This window comes from Lactiplantibacillus pingfangensis (genome assembly GCF_005404945.1).
In the GTDB taxonomy this organism is placed as follows: Bacteria; Bacillota; Bacilli; order Lactobacillales; family Lactobacillaceae; genus Lactiplantibacillus; species Lactiplantibacillus pingfangensis.
On record NZ_BJDG01000008.1, the window covers coordinates 37,654 to 59,249 of the forward strand.

Annotated in this window: 21 protein-coding genes and 1 riboswitch; of the genes, 20 read left to right on the top strand and 1 reads right to left on the bottom strand. The window is 45.0% G+C overall.

The window, feature by feature from the left end:
- Positions 1-13 precede the first annotated feature (13 nt).
- The 4 genes from FFM74_RS13640 (at position 14) to pyk (ending at position 6,387) form a co-directional block, all read left to right on the top strand.
- Complete coding sequence (locus tag FFM74_RS13640; RefSeq protein WP_171000655.1) at positions 14-154, top strand: hypothetical protein; 141 nt, start codon at positions 14-16, stop codon at positions 152-154.
- Positions 126-3,476, top strand: a complete 3,351-nt coding sequence (gene dnaE, locus FFM74_RS05150) for a DNA polymerase III subunit alpha (protein WP_137625566.1) — start codon at positions 126-128, stop codon at positions 3,474-3,476. Before FFM74_RS13640 ends, dnaE begins: the two co-directional genes overlap by 29 nt.
- A gap of 113 nt (positions 3,477-3,589) precedes the next feature.
- Positions 3,590-4,552 (top strand): 6-phosphofructokinase, encoded by a 963-nt coding sequence (gene pfkA, locus FFM74_RS05155; RefSeq protein ID WP_137625567.1) that lies wholly within the window; start codon positions 3,590-3,592, stop codon positions 4,550-4,552.
- 74 nt (positions 4,553-4,626) lie between these two features.
- Positions 4,627-6,387 carry a pyruvate kinase gene (gene pyk / locus FFM74_RS05160; protein WP_137625568.1) on the top strand — a complete coding sequence of 587 codons (1,761 nt, stop codon included), beginning with the start codon at positions 4,627-4,629 and terminating at the stop codon, positions 6,385-6,387.
- A gap of 147 nt (positions 6,388-6,534) precedes the next feature.
- Here pyk and FFM74_RS05165 read toward each other — a convergent pair whose 3' ends face one another.
- Positions 6,535-6,741: a hypothetical protein gene (locus FFM74_RS05165; protein ID WP_137625569.1), complete on the bottom strand. Its 207-nt coding sequence runs from the start codon at positions 6,739-6,741 to the stop codon at positions 6,535-6,537.
- A gap of 504 nt (positions 6,742-7,245) precedes the next feature.
- On the opposite strand from FFM74_RS05165, the gene FFM74_RS05170 reads away from it, so the two are divergent.
- The 16 genes from FFM74_RS05170 to FFM74_RS05250 all read left to right on the top strand — a co-directional run bounded on the left by FFM74_RS05170 (position 7,246) and on the right by FFM74_RS05250 (position 21,587).
- A complete protein-coding gene (locus tag FFM74_RS05170) occupies positions 7,246-7,704 on the top strand; it encodes a DUF441 domain-containing protein (RefSeq protein ID WP_137625570.1) in 459 nt (152 codons plus the stop codon).
- A 16-nt stretch (positions 7,705-7,720) separates the two neighbouring features.
- Positions 7,721-8,611, top strand: a complete 891-nt coding sequence (locus FFM74_RS05175; protein WP_137625571.1) for a CvfB family protein — start codon at positions 7,721-7,723, stop codon at positions 8,609-8,611.
- A gap of 7 nt (positions 8,612-8,618) precedes the next feature.
- Positions 8,619-9,509: a site-specific tyrosine recombinase XerD gene (xerD, locus tag FFM74_RS05180; RefSeq protein WP_137625635.1), complete on the top strand. Its 891-nt coding sequence runs from the start codon at positions 8,619-8,621 to the stop codon at positions 9,507-9,509.
- 14 nt (positions 9,510-9,523) lie between these two features.
- Positions 9,524-9,904: an N-acetyltransferase gene (locus tag FFM74_RS05185; RefSeq protein ID WP_137625572.1), complete on the top strand. Its 381-nt coding sequence runs from the start codon at positions 9,524-9,526 to the stop codon at positions 9,902-9,904.
- Positions 9,876-10,634 (top strand): segregation and condensation protein A, encoded by a 759-nt coding sequence (locus FFM74_RS05190; protein ID WP_137625573.1) that lies wholly within the window; start codon positions 9,876-9,878, stop codon positions 10,632-10,634. Before FFM74_RS05185 ends, FFM74_RS05190 begins: the two co-directional genes overlap by 29 nt.
- Positions 10,621-11,229: an SMC-Scp complex subunit ScpB gene (gene scpB / locus FFM74_RS05195; protein WP_137625574.1), complete on the top strand. Its 609-nt coding sequence runs from the start codon at positions 10,621-10,623 to the stop codon at positions 11,227-11,229. The genes FFM74_RS05190 and scpB overlap by 14 nt, the downstream gene beginning before the upstream one ends.
- Positions 11,229-11,945, top strand: coding sequence for a pseudouridine synthase (locus FFM74_RS05200; protein WP_137625575.1), 717 nt, complete (start codon positions 11,229-11,231; stop codon positions 11,943-11,945). The genes scpB and FFM74_RS05200 overlap by 1 nt, the downstream gene beginning before the upstream one ends.
- Before the next feature lie 56 nt (positions 11,946-12,001).
- A riboswitch (FMN riboswitch) is annotated at positions 12,002-12,124 on the top strand.
- A gap of 120 nt (positions 12,125-12,244) precedes the next feature.
- Positions 12,245-12,829 carry an ECF transporter S component gene (locus FFM74_RS05205; RefSeq protein ID WP_137625576.1) on the top strand — a complete coding sequence of 195 codons (585 nt, stop codon included), beginning with the start codon at positions 12,245-12,247 and terminating at the stop codon, positions 12,827-12,829.
- A 142-nt stretch (positions 12,830-12,971) separates the two neighbouring features.
- Positions 12,972-14,027 carry a helix-turn-helix domain-containing protein gene (locus FFM74_RS05210; RefSeq protein WP_223877167.1) on the top strand — a complete coding sequence of 352 codons (1,056 nt, stop codon included), beginning with the start codon at positions 12,972-12,974 and terminating at the stop codon, positions 14,025-14,027.
- Complete coding sequence (locus FFM74_RS05215; RefSeq protein ID WP_137625577.1) at positions 14,017-15,456, top strand: RecQ family ATP-dependent DNA helicase; 1,440 nt, start codon at positions 14,017-14,019, stop codon at positions 15,454-15,456. Before FFM74_RS05210 ends, FFM74_RS05215 begins: the two co-directional genes overlap by 11 nt.
- A gap of 61 nt (positions 15,457-15,517) precedes the next feature.
- A complete protein-coding gene (locus tag FFM74_RS05220) occupies positions 15,518-16,153 on the top strand; it encodes a LysM peptidoglycan-binding domain-containing protein (protein WP_137625578.1) in 636 nt (211 codons plus the stop codon).
- 36 nt (positions 16,154-16,189) lie between these two features.
- Complete coding sequence (cmk, locus tag FFM74_RS05225; protein WP_137625579.1) at positions 16,190-16,873, top strand: (d)CMP kinase; 684 nt, start codon at positions 16,190-16,192, stop codon at positions 16,871-16,873.
- Between the two features lie 88 nt (positions 16,874-16,961).
- Positions 16,962-18,266, top strand: coding sequence for a 30S ribosomal protein S1 (rpsA, locus tag FFM74_RS05230; RefSeq protein WP_137625580.1), 1,305 nt, complete (start codon positions 16,962-16,964; stop codon positions 18,264-18,266).
- A gap of 97 nt (positions 18,267-18,363) precedes the next feature.
- Entirely contained in the window at positions 18,364-19,674 is a 1,311-nt protein-coding gene (der, locus tag FFM74_RS05235; protein WP_137625581.1) for a ribosome biogenesis GTPase Der, read from the top strand.
- A gap of 246 nt (positions 19,675-19,920) precedes the next feature.
- Positions 19,921-20,199, top strand: a complete 279-nt coding sequence (locus FFM74_RS05245) for an HU family DNA-binding protein (protein ID WP_137625582.1) — start codon at positions 19,921-19,923, stop codon at positions 20,197-20,199.
- 119 nt (positions 20,200-20,318) lie between these two features.
- The gene (locus FFM74_RS05250; protein ID WP_137625583.1) at positions 20,319-21,587 is read left to right on the top strand and encodes a tetratricopeptide repeat protein; all 1,269 of its coding nucleotides are present in this window, start codon (positions 20,319-20,321) and stop codon (positions 21,585-21,587) included.
- Positions 21,588-21,596: the final 9 nt, after the last annotated feature.

Below are 21,596 nucleotides of genomic sequence, written 5' to 3' on the forward strand. Positions count from 1 at the left end.
CTAACACCTCCCAATGAAAGTAATTTTAGCACAATCAACCAGAAAAGCAATTGCCTTATCACTGCTTTATGGAACAAGGGTTTGGTATAATAGGTTTAATAAAACTAAAGAAGGGAGACGTCAATATGCAGGTCGTGCCTTTACAGGTCATTAGTACCTTCAGTTTACTTCAGAGTACCAGCACGGTTACGGCGCTTGTTCAAGCGGCCAAAAAACAAGGTTATCCAGCACTGGCTTTAACCGACGTTGATGTGATGTACGGCATCGTTGATTTCTATAATGCTTGTCGTCAGGCTCAGATCACGCCGATTCTTGGCATTACGCTAGAACTGGCGGGTAGTCAGTTAGCTGAGCAAACCTTCAAATTAGTTGTGCTAGCCAAAGATTGGGCGGGCTACCAAAATTTGATGCAGCTCTCGACTTTGAAACAAACCGCTGCGGCGGAAACACCGATCACTCTTAGCACAATTTTACCGTATCTTGGGCACTTAATCGTCATGACCCCCGCTAAGGAGAGTGAATTGATTGCGTTATTGCAGCAAGATCAATCTTCAGCAGCAATTGCTTGGTTGCAGTCACTAAAAAAGAGCTGTGATCCAGACAGTTTGTATTTAGGCATATCGTTAGACCAATCGCCAGCCTTACGCACAACGCTAGTCTCATTTGCCAGTGACCAGGAGTTGCCAATCGTCGCCCTTGATCCCGTTGACTATGTCCAAGCGACGGATTACTTTGCGGTTTCCGTGTTACGGGCAATTGAAAGTGGTCAGCAGATCGACCAACCAGAAAATTTACAAGGCATTTCTGGCTCGCACTATCTGAGAGCCGCTGACGAACTTGTTGCGGCCTACACGCAGCTTAATTTGACGGCTGCGCTTGAAGCGACGACAGCGATTGCAGCCGCTTGTCAAGTCGAACTAGTTTTCAAAAAGCCGCAATTACCACATTTTCCAACGCCACAACAATTGCCGGCGTCTCAGTATTTACGACAACTCTGTGAAGCCGGATTGACGGAACGACTTAAAGCCGTGACGACCGCGGTTGACCCGGCGCCGTATCACGAACGCTTGCAACGAGAATTACAAGTCATTGACCAGATGGGTTTTGATGATTATTTCTTGATTGTTTGGGATGTGATGAATTATGCGCATCGTGCCGATATTACCACTGGTCCTGGTCGTGGGTCTGCCGCTGGGTCACTTGTGGCCTATGTGCTTAAAATTACGGATGTCGATCCTTTGCAATATGGGCTGTTATTTGAACGTTTCTTAAATGCCAAACGGGCGAACATGCCCGATATTGATTTGGATATTCCAGACAATAAGCGCGAACAAGTCCTCGCGTATGTTCATGACAAATATGGTCATGATCGCGTGGCTCAAATTATTACTTTTGGCACCTTAGCCGCGAAGCAGGCATTACGTGATGTTGGCCGGGTGTTTGGGCTGTCGACCTTTGAAATGAGTGATTGGAGTGCGGCTATTCCCAATCAGTTGCATATTACGTTAACGCAGGCCTATCAAGATTCTCGGCGGTTACAAAATTTAATTGCCGATTCAAGTAAAAATCGGCTGTTGTTTGAAACGGCCAAACGGATTGAAGGGTTGCCACGGCACTATTCGACCCATGCGGCTGGCGTGGTCCTCAGCGAAGTGCCTTTGATTGAAATTGTACCGTTGCAAGCTGGCAGTGAGACGATGATGATGACGCAGTATACGAAAGATACCGTTGAGGCAGTCGGACTGTTGAAAATGGACTTTCTTGGTCTGCGGAATTTATCGTTACTGGCGAGTGCCTTACATTATGTTCAGCGTCAAACGGGGCAAGCGCTAGATATTACCAAAATTGATTTGAATGATCCTGAGACGCTCAAATTATTCCAAGCGGGTGACACATCCGGCGTCTTTCAGTTTGAATCAGCCGGTATTCGAAATGTCTTGCGGAAATTGCATCCCGATAATTTTGAATTGGTAGCGGCGGTTAATGCGTTGTACCGACCGGGTCCGATGGAAAACATTGATCATTTTATTGCGCGCAAACAAGGCCGTGAGCCAGTCACTTATGCCGCACCGGAACTACAACCAATCTTGGGACCGACATACGGTATCTTGGTTTATCAAGAGCAAGTGATGCAGGTCGCGGCGGTAATGGGTGGTTTTAGTTTAGGCGAAGCCGATTTATTACGCCGTGCGATGAGTAAGAAGAAAAAAGCCGTGATTGATGAAATGCGCCAAAAATTCATTGATGGCGCGGAAAAGCAACAGTTTACGGCAGCGGTTGCGACCCAGGTCTACCAATATATTGAGCAATTTGCCAACTATGGGTTCAACCGGTCACATGCGGTCGCCTACAGCAAAATGGCGTTTGAACTGGCCTATTTGAAGGTACACTATTCTGGCGCGTTCTTTGCCTCACTGATGAATTCGATTCTTGGTAACGCGACTAAGTTGAAACAATATTTGGCAGAGGCGAAACAGCATCAAGTTAAGGTGGTACCGCCGGATATTAATGTCAGCGGGGCCTACTTCGATTGGAATGGTCAGCAGTTGACGTTTGGGTTGAGCTCAATCAAGGGCTTACGGCGCGATTTCATTGCGAGTGTGATTACTGAGCGACAAGCGAATGGCCCGTTCAAAAATTTGCAACAGTTAATGCAGCGTTTAGATCCAAAGTGGTTGAAAGCGGATCTAATGAATGCGTTGATCTACGCGGGGGCCTTAGATCATTTTGGCTTAAACCGTGCGGAATTACTGACGAGTGTGCCTGAATTGATGTCTAGCGCAGAATTGGCAGGTAACAGTATGAGCTTGTTTGCCTCATTAGCGCCTAAGATCAAGAAACAGCCAGAGTTGCCATTGGCTGAACGTTTAGCAAAGGAAGCAGATGTGCTCGGCGCGTATGTTTCTGGTCATCCAGTCGAATCATACAACTGGCTGGCACAGCAACAACAGACGACCTCAGTCAGCTCGCTCAGCGCTGAACAAAATGTCAAATTATTGGTCTACATTACTAAAATTCGGGTGATTCGGACGAAACGTGGTCAGCAAATGGCCTTTGCGACCGGCAGTGACTTATCTGGTGAGATTGATTTGACGATTTTTCCGACAACTTATCAACGGTTGCAGGAGACACTTAAAACGGACAGTATTGTCTTGATCAGCGGCAAAGTTGAAGTCAAACGTGGGTTGCAAGTCATTGTCAATCAGTGGCAGTTGGCCACGAGTTTCCCGGCGCCATCGGGTCAGTTATTCTTGCGTTTACAACCGGAAACAGCTACGCCAGCAACTCAAAGGGAAATCTTGACAATTTTGCGTCAATTTACTGGATCGAATCCAGTGTTGATTTATTCCAGTGTAGCGCATAAGACTGTTGAACTAAATTCACAGTATTGGGTCCAAGATGATGCGAAAATGATTGGAGCGCTTACAAGCCTATTAGGTCGCGATAATGTTGTCATGAAAAGCGTAATCCCTTGATATGACGGCGTTTTTAATTGCTGCTATTTTCAAAAAAAGCCAGACAATTTTCGTGAAAAGTGTTAAAATCACTTATGGAGTTACGAACTCAATTTATTGCCTGAGGTGAAAAAATGAAACGCATTGGTATTTTAACTAGTGGCGGCGACGCTCCTGGTATGAATGCGGCCGTTCGTGCAGTTGCTCGTAAAGCAATGGCCGAAGGGTTAGAAGCATACGGCATCAATTACGGCTTTGCCGGATTAGTTGCTGGTGACATTCATAAAATAGAATCAGTAGATTTAGACGGTGTTGTTGGTGAAGGCGGAACGTTACTCTATTCCGCTCGTTATCCAGAATTTGCACATGTCGAAGGTCAATTGAAAGGGATCGAACAACTGAAGAAATTCGGTATCGATGCCTTGGTTGTTATTGGTGGCGACGGGTCTTATCATGGGGCCTTACGTTTAACTGAACATGGCTACAACACAATTGGTCTTCCTGGGACCATTGATAATGATATTCCATTCACTGATTTCACGATTGGTTTCGATACGGCGGTTAATACCGACGTTGAGGCTCTTGATCGGATTCAGGATACTGCTCACAGTCATGATCGGACTTTCGTTGTGGAAGTCATGGGTCGTGGCGCTGGGGACGTGGCATTATGGGCTGGCGTTTCTGCTGGTGCTGATGAAATCATCGTTCCTGAACGCGAATGGGACATGGAAAGTGTTGCTAACAAAATCAAACACAACCGGGCTAATGGTCATCGCAGCAATATTGTTGTTTTGGCTGAAGGCGTTATGGGTGCGGATGAATTTGTTGAAAAGCTTTCACAATACGGTGACTTTGATGTCCGTGCAAACACAATTGGCCATATGCAACGTGGTGGCCGACCATCTGCTAAAGACCGGGTCATGGCCAGCAAGATGGGTGCCTATGCAGTGGAACTTTTACTTAGCGGTAAGGGTGGCCTAGCTGTTGGTATTCAACACAATGAACTAGTGAACCACAGTATGCTTGATCTGTTTGATTCTAAGCATGAAACTGAAGCGTCACTAGCTAAGTTGAATGACGAAATTTCATTTAGCTAACTTGTTTCTTACTAATTTGATAAAAATGACGTAAATGTCTTTTTATAAAAACTTTCAAGGGAGAGATTTTTCTTATGAAGAAAACCAAGATTGTTTCAACACTTGGTCCTGCCAGCACCGATACTGACACTATTGTTAAATTGATCGAAGCCGGCGCAAATATTTTCCGCTTTAACTTCTCGCATGGTGACCATGCAGAACATTTGGATCGTTTAAACAAGGTTCACGAAGCAGAAAAGATTACAGGTAAGACTGTTGGTATCATGCTTGATACTAAGGGTGCTGAAATTCGGACGACTGTTCAAAAAGACGGTAAGTCTGAATACAAGATCGGTGATAAGGTACGTATTACCATGGATGATTCACTCGAATCAACCAAGGATAAGATTGCCGTTACCTATGATGGCCTATTTGACGATGTTCATGTAGGTGGTCATGTCCTCTTCGATGATGGTTTATTAGACATGAAGATCGACGAAAAAGACGAAGCTAACCGCGAATTGGTTACCACTGTTCAAAACGCCGGCGTTTTAGGCTCACGTAAAGGTACTAACGCTCCTGGCGTTTCTATCAACTTACCTGGGATTACTGAAAAAGACTCAGACGATATTCGTTTTGGTTTGGATCACGAAATCAACTACATTGCTGCTTCTTTCGTTCGTAAACCACAAGATGTCTTAGACATCCGTGAATTACTTGAAGAAAAGCATATGGAACATGTTCAAATCTTCCCTAAGATCGAATCACAAGAAGGTATCGACAACGTCGATGAAATTCTTAAGGTTTGTGATGGTTTGATGGTTGCTCGTGGTGACATGGGTGTTGAAATTCCAGCTGAAAATGTGCCTTTGGTACAAAAGAGCTTAATCAAGAAATGTAATGCTTTGGGTATGCCAGTTATTACTGCAACTCAAATGCTTGATTCAATGCAAGAAAACCCACGTCCTACTCGTGCCGAAGCATCTGACGTTGCCAACGCTGTCTTTGACGGTACTGACGCAACGATGCTTTCTGGTGAAAGTGCTAATGGGCTTTACCCAGTTGAATCAGTTGCCATGATGGCTAAGATCGACCAAAAGGCCGAAAACACTTTAGCTGAAAATGGTAACTTACAATTAAACCGTTTCGACAAAACTAGTGTTACTGAAACAATCGGTATTGCGATTGCTCGTGCCGCTAAGAACCTTGGTATCAAGACGATTGTTGCTGCGACTGAATCTGGCTACACTGCTAAGATGATTTCGAAGTACCGTCCAGATGCTGATATCTTAGCAATCACTTTTGACGAACGGACACAACGTGGCTTAATGGTTAACTGGGGTGTTCAACCAATCGTGGCTGAAAAACCAGAAACTACTGATGACATGTTTGATTTAGCTGCTTCAAAAGCTGTTGAACTTGGTTTTGCCAAGGAAGGCGACTTAATCTTGATTACTGCCGGTGTGCCAGTTGGCGAACGCGGTACAACTAACATCATGAAGATCCAATTAATTGGTTCTCGTTTAGCTGATGGTCAAGGTGTCGGTGACGAAACCGTTATCGGTAAAGCAGTTATCGCAACTTCTGCACAAGAAGCAATCGACAAGGCCGTTGAAGGTGGCGTCTTAGTTACTAAGACAACCGACAAAGACTACTTGCCAGCAATCGAAAAGTCTAGCGCTTTGGTTGTTGAAAATGGCGGTTTAACTTCACATGCTGCTGTTGTTGGTATCTCAATGGGTATTCCTGTTATCGTTGGTGTTAAGGATGCTACAACGGTTATCGCTGATGGTCAATTGATCACGGTTGATTCACGTCGTGGGATTGTTTACCGCGGTGCTTCAAACGCCTTATAAAATTCACTTAAACCTGAATTTGAAAAGTCGTCGCTTAGCGGCGGCTTTTTTAATACATAGCTAAAGCTTGAAAGATGGCAATCACTAATAAGTGCCATCGTGTCAATAACTAGTTTATACGAATTAATTAGCAGTTGTTGCTTCCGGCTAGGACTGATAACATGCGGTCGTGGGACCGGTCCAAGCCAAGGACGTCTTGGACCTCGCCCGAAACATTTGCAAAAATCGCAAGTGTCCCGGACAGTCCGTGGTGTAACGTCGGCCAAAACCAGCCGATGCAACGCCACCATCACGACCGATGTTATCAGTCCCAGCCTGCAGCTCACTAGTTTTAGTGAAGACAGTCGAAATCACAGACCGTAGTTTGCAGGGCGATAGCACGATGATTCTGACTGGCGGAACACTTCATCACGAATTTGATTTAGGAGCGACGGTTGTTAATATGATCCTGTTCACAACTCTTTTTGTCACTTTTAACTTTTAGGAGTTAAGCATTCTTTTTCAGTCTGGTAATGACAACTGTATTAGTCCGTCCAGATCCGCGGCTGTCTCAACAATTGATAGGTGATCCAGTTGTCACGAAGGGGTGACTAATAATCTAAAGAGTGCTCATCTGTAGCCGTGAGGGACTTCGTTTGGGGCTCAGCCGTGGCATTTGACTTAGCGCGGTGATTTGTCCGCGGTTAGTCAAAAACCAGCTTTTGAGACCGCCTTTTGGCTCAAAAATGGTTCATGGCGTTCCAGCCCCAAACGAAGCCCCCGGTAGGCGGGAATTGGAATCCGTTCACATACAATTTATGACCATTCCTCGCTATCTGGGGCGTTTTCGGTTACAATTAAACACACGTGAGGTGTCGTATGGAAAGCTGGCTATTTTTATTAGCGATATTATTAATTGCCTGGTTAGGTAAAAACCAATCACTACAAATTGCGACCTTAGTCGTGTTAGTCATTAAACTCATTCCCAACACAACGAAGTTATTAACGACGATTGGTCAAAAAGGAATTAATTGGGGCGTCACGGTCATCACCGTGGCGATCCTCATTCCGATTGCAACTGGTCAAATCGGTTTTCGTGACTTATGGCATGCGTTTAAATCACCAGTTGGCTGGATTGCGGTGGCCTGTGGGGTGTTAGTTTCGGTTTTGTCATTTCACGGCGTTGGGCTGCTAAGTGCTTCCCCAGAAATTACGGTGGCATTGGTTTTTGGCACGATTATGGGTGTCGTCTTACTACGCGGTATCGCAGCTGGACCAGTGATTGCGGCCGGTATTACTTATTGCATTATTCAAGTTTTACATTTAAGTTTGCAATAATTTAAAGGAGTTCATTATGGAAGATAGTATTATGGGAACGGTCGTTACTGCAAAAGTAACAGATGAAAATGACGAGGCCTATTTTGTTCAAGTCAATGGGCAAACATTATGGGTCGACAAACAAGAACCAGAACAACCGTTGCATATTGGCGGCATGTATGAAGGGTTTGTTTACGAAAATGAGAACCACCAAGCACAATTGACACGACATGTGCCAGAGATCTCATTTGAAAATTTTGTTTGGGGCACAGTTGTCCGGACGCGTCATGATTTAGGCGTGTTCGTTGATGTTGGGCTACCAAATAAGGATTTGGTGGTATCTTTGGATGAGCTACCAACGCTCAGTCGATTATGGCCTAAAAAGGATGACCGATTATTAGTAAAACTGGCGCGTGATAATAAGGAACGTCTTTGGGGTACCTTGGCTGATCAAACCGTCTTCACGGACATGGCAACCCCTTATGATCGTGACCAAGTAAAAAATGCTGACACTGAAGTGACCGTTTTCCGACTAAAAATGGCGGGAACATCGGTAATCACAGATGATGGACATCTCGGATTTGTGCATCCTTCAGAACGAGATCAAGAACCCCGCTTAGGACAGCACATGAAGGCCCGCGTCATTGGGCACCTGCGTGACGGTGAATTGAACTTGTCTTTGAAGCCGCGGGGTTACGAAGAAATTGGTGACGATGCGCAAATGTTATTGGCGGCCTTGCAACATCAAGCAGATCATACACTGCCATTTTGGGACAAGAGTGATCCAGAAGATATTCGGACTTACTTTAATATTAGCAAGGGACAATTCAAGCGCGCGGTAGGTAATTTATTAAAACAACGGTTGATCACGCAGCAACCAGGTGAAATCAAATTAACTGAGGTTAATGATGACGAAACCGACGATTAATCAAACGATGCAGGACCAGCTTGCTGATTACCTGCATTTTTTGCGTGTTGAACGCGGGTTGGTGACGAATAGTCTCAAAAGTTATCAGCAGGATTTAACTGAGTTCGCGGGCTATCTGACCACCCAAAAAATGACGTCGTTTAAGCAAGTTGATCGTTATGTTGTTTTGAATTATTTACAAGTGCTTGATGAACAAGGCAAGGCGCGCAATACGATTATCCACGCAGTGTCCAGTCTACGAAAGTTTTTTCAATATTTGGCTCAAATGGGTGACGTGGATAGTGATCCAATGTTAAAAATTGATACCCCAAAACGGGCGCAACATTTGCCGCAAGTCTTATCTGCGCATGAGGTGGAACGCCTGCTAGCGGTGCCTAAGATTGACACGACGCTCGGGCTACGAGATCGCGCGTTACTTGAAGTCATGTACGCGACGGGACTACGGGTCAGCGAAACCATTAACGTGAAACTTGATGATTTACACTTAGACCTGGGCTTGATTCAAACGATCGGTAAAGGTGACAAAGAACGCATTATTCCGATTGGGGACGTGGCGATTGATTTTGTTGAGCGCTATTTAAAAAACGCTCGGCCAAAGTTGGTCTCTGCGAAGCGACGCAACAACTACCTCTTTTTGAACAATCATGGCGGGCAACTGACGCGACAGGGCGTTTGGAAGAATTTAAAGGCCCAAGTGAAAGCTGCCGGGATTGAAAAAGACGTCACGCCACATACGTTGCGCCATTCGTTTGCGACGCACATTTTGGAAAATGGCGCCGATCTGCGCGTGGTTCAGGAATTATTGGGCCATGCCGATATTTCAACGACTCAGATTTATACGCATATTACCAAGAAACGACTGGCGGAGGTCTATAATAAATACCATCCGCGGGCGTAGTTAGGAGAGGCCAAATGCTTGTCAAATATCGTAAAGACTATGAAAAAGTTGCCATGGGCCTACTTTCGTTTATTCCTGATTTCAAGGAGATTACCCATTTACAAACCGAAATGCAGTGGTATCAGGCCACGAATAATCATCAACTTTTGTTGTGGCGTGAAGCCGATGGTGATTTTTGCGGTATCGTGGGCATTGAAATCGGGCCTGATTTTATTTTAGTTCACCACGCGTCGCTGTCACCAGAAGAACGTAATTCACAAAATTTACAACAAATGTTAGACGAATTGGCGGACTTGTATCCGCAGCAACGGGTCATGGGGACGTTAGAAATGGCACCAGTTATTGGCGCATGGGAGCGAAGTCGTGATGAACAACGAACAACCGATCACCATTAAAATTTCAGAATTTGAAGGCCCCTTGGACCTCTTATTACATTTGATTCGCCAAAATAAAATGGACATTTATGATATCCCAATTGCCGCCATTACCAAACAATATTTGGATTATTTACAGTCAATGCAAGCATTACAACTAGACATTGCTGGCGATTATTTGGTGATGGCGGCGACGTTGATGACGATCAAAAGTCGTGATCTATTGCCACAGGCGCCGGTGGCGGAAGATGAGGCCGACGACGAGCTGGATCCACGGGAGTCACTGGTGGCTGAACTGCTAGCTTACAAAGTTTATCAAGAAGCTGCCGGCGAATTGCGGGTGAAAGAACAGGCCCGGCAACAACATTTTACCCGTGAAGCGATGCTCATGCCGGCAGAGTTACCGACACCACAATTGACGGCCGGCATTACGGTCGGCGACTTGCAGGCGGCCTTTCGGCAATTAGTGGCCAAGCGTCGCCGGGCACAACCATTAACGAAAACGGTCACTGCCGATCCAGTCACGATTGAGACCCGGATGGCACAAGTTCGCCAACGACTCGTCGCTGAACCACAAGGGGTTGACTTTGCGACCTTATTTACACCGAGTGCCAGCGATGATATGCTGGTCACAACTTTTATGGCTGTGTTAGAATTAACCAAGCAGGATCAGTTGACGCTCCAACAGACCGCACGACTGGGTCCAATTCACTTATATTTACGACAGGATGAAACGCATGACGAACATTGAACAAATTGAAGGACTACTTTTTGTGGCTGGCGACGAAGGTGTGACGGTGGCGGAAATTGAACATGCCACGGGTTTTGCCAAGCCGGCCATCAATACGATGTTGACGACGCTGGCAGCGCATTATGCCGACGATCCGGATTGTGCCTTGGTGATTTTATCAACGGCGAATACGTTCAGACTAGCAACGAAAGCTGCGCTAGCGCCGGTCTTAAAACGTTATTTTGAAGCGCCATTGTCGACGAGTTTGTCCCAGGCCTCGTTAGAAGTCTTGGCAATCATTGCCTACCGACAACCCTTGACTCGAATTGAAATTGATGAGATTCGCGGGGTCCAAAGTGGGTCAACAATTCAAAAGTTGGTGCTCCGTCAATTGGTGACGGAAACGGGGCGACTCAGCGAACCTGGTCGTCCGATTTTGTATGGTACCACTGAGTTGTTTTTAGACTATTTCGGCTTAAAGTCACTCGATGAGCTACCGGCAATCGACCTCGAGGCGTTGACGGATAGTGAACATCCAGCACCCGAAACAGATCTGTTTTTGACAGCATTTCAAGCAAAACTCAACGGAGAACATCCAGATAGTGAGGAAAATTAATGGCAGAACGTTTACAAAAAATTATGGCTGAAGCGGGCGTTGCGTCACGGCGCAAGTCAGAAGTCTTAATTACTTCCGGTCATGTGAAGGTCAATGGTAAAACCGTGACCGAATTAGGGGTTAAAGTCGAACGCCATGATCAAATTGAAGTCGATGGGACGCCAATCTTGGCCGAAAAACTTGTTTATTATTTGTTTTATAAGCCACGTGGGGTCGTGACAACGGTCCATGATGAACGCGGTCGTAAGACGGTGATGGACTATTTCAAGGACGTGCCAGAACGGATTTATCCGGTTGGCCGCTTGGATTATGATACTTCGGGACTCCTGATTATGACTAACGATGGCGCTTTAGCTAATCGCTTGACGCATCCAAAGTATGAAGTTAAGAAAACTTATTTGGCTAAAGTCGAAGGGGTGCCGACCAATGCCGACCTTAAACAATTGCGTTTAGGGGTTGAAATTGATGGTCGGACCACCGCGCCGGCTAAATCGAATTTGTTAGATAGTGATCATAAGAAGCAAAATGCCTTAGTGCAATTGACCATTCATGAAGGCCACAATCATCAAGTTAAAAAGATGTTGGCCGCCATTGGTCACCCCGTAACTAAGTTAAAGCGGGAACGCTATGGTATTTTGGACCTACAGAGTTTACAAGCTGGTGAGTATCGCAAGCTAAAACCAATTGAAATTAGCAAGTTAAAGGGTGAACGATAGCGCTTGCATTTTTGTATTGAAGTGTGTAAACTAAAGATGTTAAAAAATAATATTTGGTTCATCTTCAGGGCAGGGTGTAATTCCCGACCGGCGGTTATAGCCCGCGACCTATGTGTAAGCATAGTGATTTGGTGTAATTCCAAAGTCGACAGTTAAAGTCTGGTATAAAGAAGATCGAGCTTATTTGGCATAAATCCGCAAATAAACCCGCCCTGATGACAGTTCTTTTGTTGTCGGGCGTTTTTTTGTAGTGTTATGACGAAGCGGTTCATTGAAGATGACCCATAGGAGGGTGCGTTATGCAACAAACGACGTTACGCCGACTTGTGGGCATTGCCTTGCTCGGCGCGTGTGCTTATATTTTGATGTTATTGGAGTTTCCAATTATTCCAATAGCGGCTTGGATGAAGATTGACTTCTCAGATATTCCGATTCTGATTGGGTTATTCTTGTACGGCATGGGTGGTGCGTTTGCGATTACCTTAGTCAAACTATTTCTTCATTCAGCCACGATGGGATTCGCCATCCCAGATTTGATTGGGTCTTTGGCGAGTTTTCTCGGATCGGCGGTCTTAATTATCGCCTTTGCCTTAGTTTTACGTTATTTTCATGGCAATGAAAAGTGGCGGATGCCATTAGCCATCATCTTAGCAACGGTCGGTTTAGTCATTGTTGAATCGTTGGCAAACTTAACTTTTGTCTTGCCGTTCTACATGCAAGTCATGGGGATGAAATTAAGTGTTTCACTCAACACCTTAGTTTTGATTGCCGTGGTACCGTTCAACTTGATTAAGGGGCTCTTGGTCGGCGGCGTCTTTTGGCTGGTCTACCATCGCTTGGCGAAGTGGCTCGGGAGTCGCAATCAACTAATGACTCGCGTTTAAACGGTGACGTCATTGCCGACAGCAAGCATTAAATTAAACGATTAATCGAAACGGCCCGAACGAGTCAAGACAACTCGTTCAGGCCGTTTTTTTGAGTTGGTCAGAACTGCGGTTACATGCTATGCTTAAGAGGCTTAACTCGTTGAAAGAAGGTGCCGGATTGTTAGCTGAATATCTCTTATTGTTATTTACGACGGCACCACGTCGCCCGAAGGCTTTGTTCAATGTCCTCCGCGGCAAACGAACGGTGTCAACCTTGTTTGCCGGGTTGACGACGGACAGCTTGTCGTTATTAGGCAGTTGCCATGGGATTCCGTTAGTCAGCTTTGAGCGCGCAACTGAGCAGTTGGTTAGTGACGGTTGGTTGAAAACGACCCAACCAGGATATTTACAATTGACGATCGCTGGGGCAGCCGCGCAACAACGGTTAAAAGACACGCTATATTTGCCGACAGCTTGGGAAAATTATCAAGCAGCGGATGTGCGCCAGTTTACGGCTGCGAGTCAATTGGCCTTACAAGTCGTCTCAGAAGCCGTTCATCAGCAGCGACGCTATTATCCGATCACGACAGATCGTCACATTCAATGGCAAGTCAAGCAGTGGTTTCGACAATGGCAAAGTCCAACGCTTGGACAACAAATTCAACAAGAATTAACCGCATTTTTACAAACACAAACGACTGAACTAGCTACGGTCTTCAGCGGGAGTTTAACTGGATTCAACTTTCCCGGGCAGACCGAGCAACAGTTGGCGACGCAACTTGATCGCCAGCCGTTGGAAATCGTGGTGATGCGCAAAGATCTGAGTTGCCATTGGGTGGCGTGGCTAAAACAACAGCCGACAACGCCATTAGCAGCATTGTTGCGGCCATTATTGAAAGTAACTCCGGTCAGCAGCAGTGCTTGGCAAACGTATCAAGATTACCGTGCCAGTCAAAATTTAACGCTGGTGGCGCAACGTCGCAAACTGAAGCTGAGTACCGTGCGGGAACATTTGTTAGAAGTCGCAATCTTGTGGCCGGAATTTCCCGCGGCTGAGCTATTGACCCCAATCCGGATTCAGCAATTGACGGGTCTTTTTTCAGAAAATCCGAGGATTGAAACTTGGCGTTTTGACACCGTGCAAGCTGCTTTTCCAGAAATAGATTTCTTTTGGTTTCGACTTTATCAGATTATGAGGTGCCATGATGCAGCGTGAAGCCATTTATCAACGATTAAAAGCTAAATATGGGTTTGATGAGTTTCGTCCGGGCCAATATGAAGTGATTAGCGACTTACTCGCAGGCGAAGATGTGCTGGCGGTTTTACCAACTGGAACAGGGAAATCATTAATTTATCAATTGGTTGGTAGCTTGCTGCCCGGTTTGGTGGTTGTCATTTCACCCTTGATTTCGCTGATGCAAGATCAAGTCGCACGATTAAACTATCAAGGTGAGAAGCAGGTGGCGGCGCTGACATCGCAATTGGACTTTGGCACTCGCAAAAGTGTGTTAAGACAGCTCCCGCAATTGAAATTTTTATTTATTTCACCAGAGATGCTGAAACAACCGAGGGTGTTAGCGGCACTCCAGCAGACGACCATTAGTCTACTAGTCATCGACGAGGCGCACTGTATTTCGACTTGGGGTCCGGACTTTCGCCCAGACTATTTGTCGCTAGGAACGTTGAAACAGGCGATTGGTAATCCCTTGACGTTGATGTTAACGGCGACCGCGACTGCCAAAGTCCGCCAAGATATTGTGACACAGTTACAAGTTCCCGCTGCAAAACAAGTCGTTTATTCGGTTAATCGGCCGAATATTTATTTGGCAGTGGAACAAGTCGCTTCTGAGGCCGATAAACGGGAGCGATTACAGCAATTGGTGTTGGCTGTGAAGCGACCAAGTATTGTGTATTTTAGTTCAAAGCGCCAGACTGATTTGATTGCGGAATGGCTACGTTCGACAACCCACTTACGCGTGGCGGCCTATCACGCCGGCTTGACGGCGGAAAATCGCTTTAAAATTCAACAGCAATTTATGGCGGGCGAACTGGACGTGATTTGTGCCACCTCAGCTTTTGGGATGGGCATTGATAAAGCCGATATTCGGCAAGTGATTCATTATCATTTACCAACCAATCTGGCTGATTATGTTCAAGAAATTGGGCGTGCAGGGCGTGACGGTCAGCCGGCACTGGCCGTTTTATTGTACGCGCCTGGTGATGAACAGCTGGTCCGTAATCTGAACAACCTAACTGCGGCCAGCCCGGCTGAAATTCAACTGGATCAGCAACGCTTTCAACAATCACAAGTGGCTGAGACTGATTTAAGCTTGGTTTTGCAGTATTATTGGACACATGGCTATTCAGTTGAACAAGTCACAACCCAGTTTGAAAGCCGGCAACGGGCTAAAGAAGCTGAACTCGCACAACTATTAACGTATGTCCAAGCTAAAACTTGTCGGCGAGCCGTTTTGATGGCTTATTTTAATGAACCGGCACCAGACCATACGCCGCGCTGTTGTCAGCTTTCAGGGGAGCCATTGCCACTTGCACAATTAGGTCTTACGGCAAGTAAAGCACAGTCGCAAGCGGCAACAATCCCGTGGCAGCAGATTTTAGCACAACTGTTTTTACAAAATTCTTAAAGAAATCAGTTTGGCGTTATGTTACAATATTTGATGAAAGTTTTTTGAGGAGGAACACCCTATGAGTCAAAAAAATGATGATCAAAAATCCCAAAAAGATAAACCATGGGATAAAACTTTTGAAGACGATCGGGATGATTCAGGCAATTTATCGCGAACTCAAAAACGTAAACAGGATAGCAGTAATTCCACTCTGACGACCGTCTTAGTGGTGTTAATTTTGTTGCTCGCGCTTGCACCAATTGGTTATTTTTTGGTGAAGAAAAATTCGTTGAATAATCCGCAACAGACTGAACAAGTTGCTAGCTCTAGCTCAAAGAAAAAAGCCTCGAGTACGGCAGCGAAATCATCTTCAAAGGCGGCAAACAAGTCTAGTGAGTCAACTGCTGCTAAAAAGAAAGCTGCTGCCAAAAGTAGTAGTTTAGCATTAGCCAGTTCCAAGGCGGCTGCGAAGGCTAGTAGTAAGGCCGCCGCTTCGACAACCGAATCTAGTAGTAGCGCATCTTCAAGCTCGGCGAGTAGTGACAGTAGCAGTAGTTCATCAGCCTCTGGTGAAAAGTACGTAACGGTTGCTGCTGGACAAGGGGTTTATCGGGTTGCGACCAATGCTGGGATCTCGGTGGATGAGCTCTTGCAACTGAATGGGTTATCATCTGGATCAACCATTTCGGCTGGTCAGCGGTTACGTGTCCGTTAAAAATGCGATTTTTAGAATTGTGAGGATTTAACGGTTATGGCAGAACAGGCATTACAAGTCGCCATTGATGGTCCAGCTTCGGCTGGAAAAAGTACCGTCGCTAAACTGGTTGCAAAACGGTTTGGCTATATCTATGTGGATACCGGTGCGATGTATCGTGCGGTCACTTATTGGGCCATGACCCACCAAGTGGCACTGACGGATGATCAAGCGGTTGCGACCATGATGCAGTCATTGACCATCAGCTTTAAGCCAGGCGAACCTGACCAATTGGTGTTCGCGAATGACGAAGATATTACCGCGGCAATTCGGCAACCAGATGTGACGAATAACGTGTCGACGATTGCGGCATTGCCAACGGTACGGACGATCTTAACGGAACAACAGCGTCAGATTGCCGCTGCTGGTGGGATTGTCATGGATGGCCGCGATATCGGGTCGACCGTATTACCACAAGCCGAAGTGAAGATTTTCTTAGTTGCTTCAGCAGCAGAACGGGCCAAACGCCGGTATGCAGAAAACATTACTAAAGGAATCAATACACCGCTCGCACAATTGCAAGCAGAGATTGAGCTCCGTGATCATAAGGATTCAACTCGTAAAGTCTCACCATTGACACAAGCTGCTGATGCAGTTTTAGTCGATACGACGCCAATGTCGATCGAAGAAGTGGTTGAGGCCATCGCGAGAATTATAAAAAAACAAAGTTCAACAATCTAATTACACAAGTTGGTGTTTTTAGCTAGCTTTTCATCGCAGTTTCAGCTATGATATAGGTTAGAGTTATTGTTGACAGGAGGAAATTTGCATGAGTGAAAATGAAAACAGTCAAAATGAGAAAAAAGAACTTTTAGATGCTTTAAATAGCGTCTCAGAAGTTAACGTCGGTGATGTTGTTAAGGGTGAAGTCTTAGCAATTGACGACGACAAGCAAGTTATTGTTGGGATCCAAGGTACCGGCGTTGAAGGGGTCGTTCCTTTGAAGGAACTCTCAACACAACGGGTTGAAGATGTCAACGAAGTCGCTAAAGTTGGCGATGTTTTAGACTTGGTTGTCATTTCTCGAATTGGCACCGATAAAGAAAACGGCAGTTACTTACTGTCACATCGTCGGTTAGAAGCTCGCAAAGTTTGGGACGATGTAGAAAAAGAATACGAAGCAGGCCATACAATTAAAGCTCCTGTAACGCAAGTAGTTAAAGGCGGCTTAGTCGTTGACGCTGGCGTTCGTGGCTTCATCCCTGCCTCAATGATTGATGATCATTATGTTGAAGATTTAAGTGCTTACAAAGGCCAAGAACTTGAACTTAAGATTATTGAAATTGAACCTAGCGAAAACCGTTTGATCTTGTCACACCGTGCCGTTGTCGAAAAGACACGCGAAGCACAACGTGCCGAAGCATTACAAACCTTAGAAGCTGGCTCAGTTGTCAGTGGGAAAGTTGCACGTTTGACTAACTTTGGTGCGTTTGTTGACCTTGGTGGTATTGATGGGTTAGTTCACGTTTCTGAAATTTCATACGAACGTGTTGAAAAACCTGCCGACGTTTTAAAGGTTGGCCAAGAAGTTCAAGTGAAGATTTTATCTGTTGATGCAGATCGCGAACGTGTGTCACTTTCAATCAAAGCAACCTTACCAGAACCTTGGGATGGGATTGAAGAAAAAGCCCCTCAAGGTGCCGTTCTTGATGGTAAAGTTAAACGCTTGACTAGCTTTGGTGCCTTTGTTGAAGTATTCCCTGGTGTTGAAGGTTTGGTTCATATTTCACAAATCTCACATCAACATATTGCAACACCAAACGATGTCTTAAAAGTGGGCCAAGAAATCAAAGTTAAAGTTTTGGACGTTCGTCCAGACGAAAAGCGGTTGGCATTGTCAATCAAAGCTTTGGAAGAAAAGCCACAAGCTGCTGAAGGCGAAGAAGAAACGCCAAGCCACAGCAATAATAATCGCGGTGGTAACAACAACCGTCGTAACAACAATCGTCGCGACAACCGTTCTGCTTCTGAACGCTCAACGGCTAATGCACCGGAAGAATCAACTGGTTTCAGTTTAGGTGATTTAGTTGGTGACGCTTTGAAGAACGCTGAACACAATGATGATGAAAAGTAATCATTGATTGCTTCTAAAAATACCCTTCAAGCTGGCCTTGAAGGATATTTTTTTATGAATCGAGATCAATGACTTATTTTGTGAAGGAGGAGTTTAGATGCCAAAACCAGTTGTCGCCATTGTAGGGCGACCAAACGTTGGTAAGTCAACGATATTTAACCGGATTGCCGGTGACCGTATTTCAATTGTTGAAGATACGCCCGGGGTTACCCGTGATCGAATCTATGCCAACAGTGAATGGTTAGGTCGGGAATTCAGTTTAATTGATACCGGTGGGATTGATATTGATGATGCCCCGTTTATTAAACAAATTACGCAACAAGCCGAAATTGCGATTGACGAAGCTGATGTCATTGTTTATTTGGTTAGTGCTAAAGAAGGTGTCACGGACGCCGATGAACACGTGGCACAAATCTTGTATCGTTCCGACAAGCCAGTCGTTTTAGCCGTTAATAAAGTCGATAATCCAGAGTTACGTGCACAGATTTATGATTTTTATTCCTTAGGCTTTGGCGAACCATTCCCAATTTCTGGGGCGCATGGCTTAGGCCTGGGTGATTTACTCGATGCGGTCATCAAGAATTTCCCAGAGTCAACCGGTGAAGATGAACCCGGTACCATTCGTTTCAGTTTAATTGGTCGGCCAAACGTTGGGAAGTCTTCAATCGTCAACGCTTTGCTTGGTGAAGACCGGGTGATTGTGTCTGACGTGGCTGGGACGACCCGGGATGCGATTGATACAAAATTTACTGATGCTGACGGTAATCGGTTTGTCATGGTGGATACGGCTGGTATTCGTAAAAAGGGTAAAGTCTACGAAAATACCGAACGTTATTCAGTCATGCGGGCGTTAAAGGCAATTGATAATAGTGATGTTGCCCTGTTTGTCATCAATGGTGAAGAAGGCATTCGCGAACAAGATAAGCGGGTTGCTGGCTATGCCCATGAAGCGGGTAAAGGGATCATTATTGTCGTGAATAAGTGGGATCTGGTCAAAAAGGATAATCATACGATGCAAGAGTTTGAAGCTTACATCCGTGATCAATTCGTGTACCTCGCCTATGCGCCAATTATCTTTGTTTCGGCAAAGACCACGCAACGTTTGGCACAGTTGCCAGCGATGATTCAGACCGTCAACACGAACCACTCACGGCGGATTCAGTCGTCTGTTTTGAATGATGTCATTATGGACGCAATTGCGATGAATCCAACGCCTAGTGACAATGGGAAACGGCTTCGGGTTTACTATGCGACCCAAGTGGCAATTCAGCCACCAACCTTTGTGGTTTTCGTGAATGATCCTGATATGATGCACTTTTCATATGAACGTTTCTTGGAAAATCAGATCCGAAATGCGTTTGATTTTACCGGGACACCGATCCATATGATTGAACGGCGTCGAAAGTAGTCAAAAAGGCTTGAAACCGGCATTTTAGCATAATGCTTAAAAGTTGTAAACGATTATTACTTATTTTTCGTTTTTTACTCAAAAAGGCCAAAAAAGCTTGCTATTACAGCATTCCTATGCTATCTTTGATGAAGAAATGATGCTTGTCATCGTTTCTCTCATTTTTGGACCACTCAAAAATGATCATCTGGATGTACGTAATTTAATACATACATCTTCACTCTGTAAAGGGGAGGTGAATCAAACATGGCAAACAAAGCTGAATTAGTTAACAACGTTGCTGCTTCTGTAGATAACTTGACTAAGAAACAAGCAACTGCTGCAGTCGACGCAGTCTTTGCATCAATTCAAAGCACTCTTGCAAAGGGTGAAAAAGTTCAATTAATCGGATTTGGTAACTTCGAAGTACGTGAACGTGCCGCTCGTAAGGGCCGCAATCCACAAACTGGCGATGAAATCCAAATTCCTGCAAGCAAAGTACCTGCATTTAAGCCAGGGAAAGCTTTAAAGGATGCAGTTAAATAAGCGTCATTGAGTTTTACTCGAGAAGTCAGTATAGCAACCGTTATACTGGCTTTTTTGTTGTCGTTTGCGTTATGATAGTAAGTCGAGTTATAAGACAAAATGGCTAAAGGATGGGTGCGATGACTTATTCAGAAAAAATGCTCGCGGCATTATCCAACGGGCAACTAGAAAATGCCAACAAGCATTATGCTTGGGCGTTGCGTAAAGATGATGATGAGACACTATATAGTTTGGCGGAAGAATTATACGGATTAGGATTTCTAAAGCAATCTGCCCGTATTTATAAAAAATTATTGGCCAAGTATCCAGATGAAGATGATTTACGGACTAGTCTGGCCGATATTGCGATTGATGAGGATGATACCGACTTAGCTTTGAACTATTTGTCTGAAGTGAAGCCGGAGTCGTCTGCATATGTCCAGGCCTTGCTGGTTGAAGCAGACCTCTATCAAACCCAAGAGTTATTTGAAGTGAGTGAACAAAAATTGGTTGAAGCGTACCAAATTGACCCAGATGAACCCGTGGTTGAATTTGCTTTGGCTGAATTTTACTTTTTGATTCGTAATTACGCCAAAGCGGTGCGATTCTATCTTGATTTAATCAAGAAGGGGCAATTAGAAATTTCTAAAGTCAACTTAGTTGAGCGACTGGGTGTGTCATATGCCGAATCCGGTCACTTTGAACAGGCGGTCGGCTATTTAGAGCAGATTAAACCGGCTAAATTGACGCCAGATAGTCAATTTGAATTAGGTTTCACCTATTTGCAACTGGACGAGCCACGTAAGGCAATTGATATTTTCAACAAGTTACGGGAACAAGATTCGCAATATGCGACGCTTTATCCGTATTTAGCCGAGGCTCAGGAGAAGTTAAATGAGTTAGACCATGCGTTGATGACCTTACAAGAAGGACTAGCGGTCGATCAATATAATGAAAAACTATATTTGCAAACTGCTCGAATTGCTTTGAAACTAGATGATCAAGATTTGGCAGAAAAGTATTTACGTGAAGGGTTAAGCATTGATCCAGACAATTTGACGACGGTACTGGAACTGTCTAATTTACTCGTCAAACAAGAGCGGTATCAGGATAATATTGATCTATTAGACCAATACTTGCAAATTAACGAATTTGATCCGCAATTTTATTGGAACTTGGCGATTTCAAATGATCACTTGGATCAGGTTAAGGCGGCCAAAGACAATTATTTGGCGGCTTACCCATTCTTCGAACATAACGAAGACTTCTTAAAACCAGCCATTTACTTCTTCCGTGAGGCCGGTATGCCTGAACAAACCGTTGCAGCCCTGCGCAACTACTTGGCAATCGAACCGGATGATGGCGAAATGGTCGCGATGTTGGAAGATTTTGAAGATCAAGGCTACTAGGCGATTGAA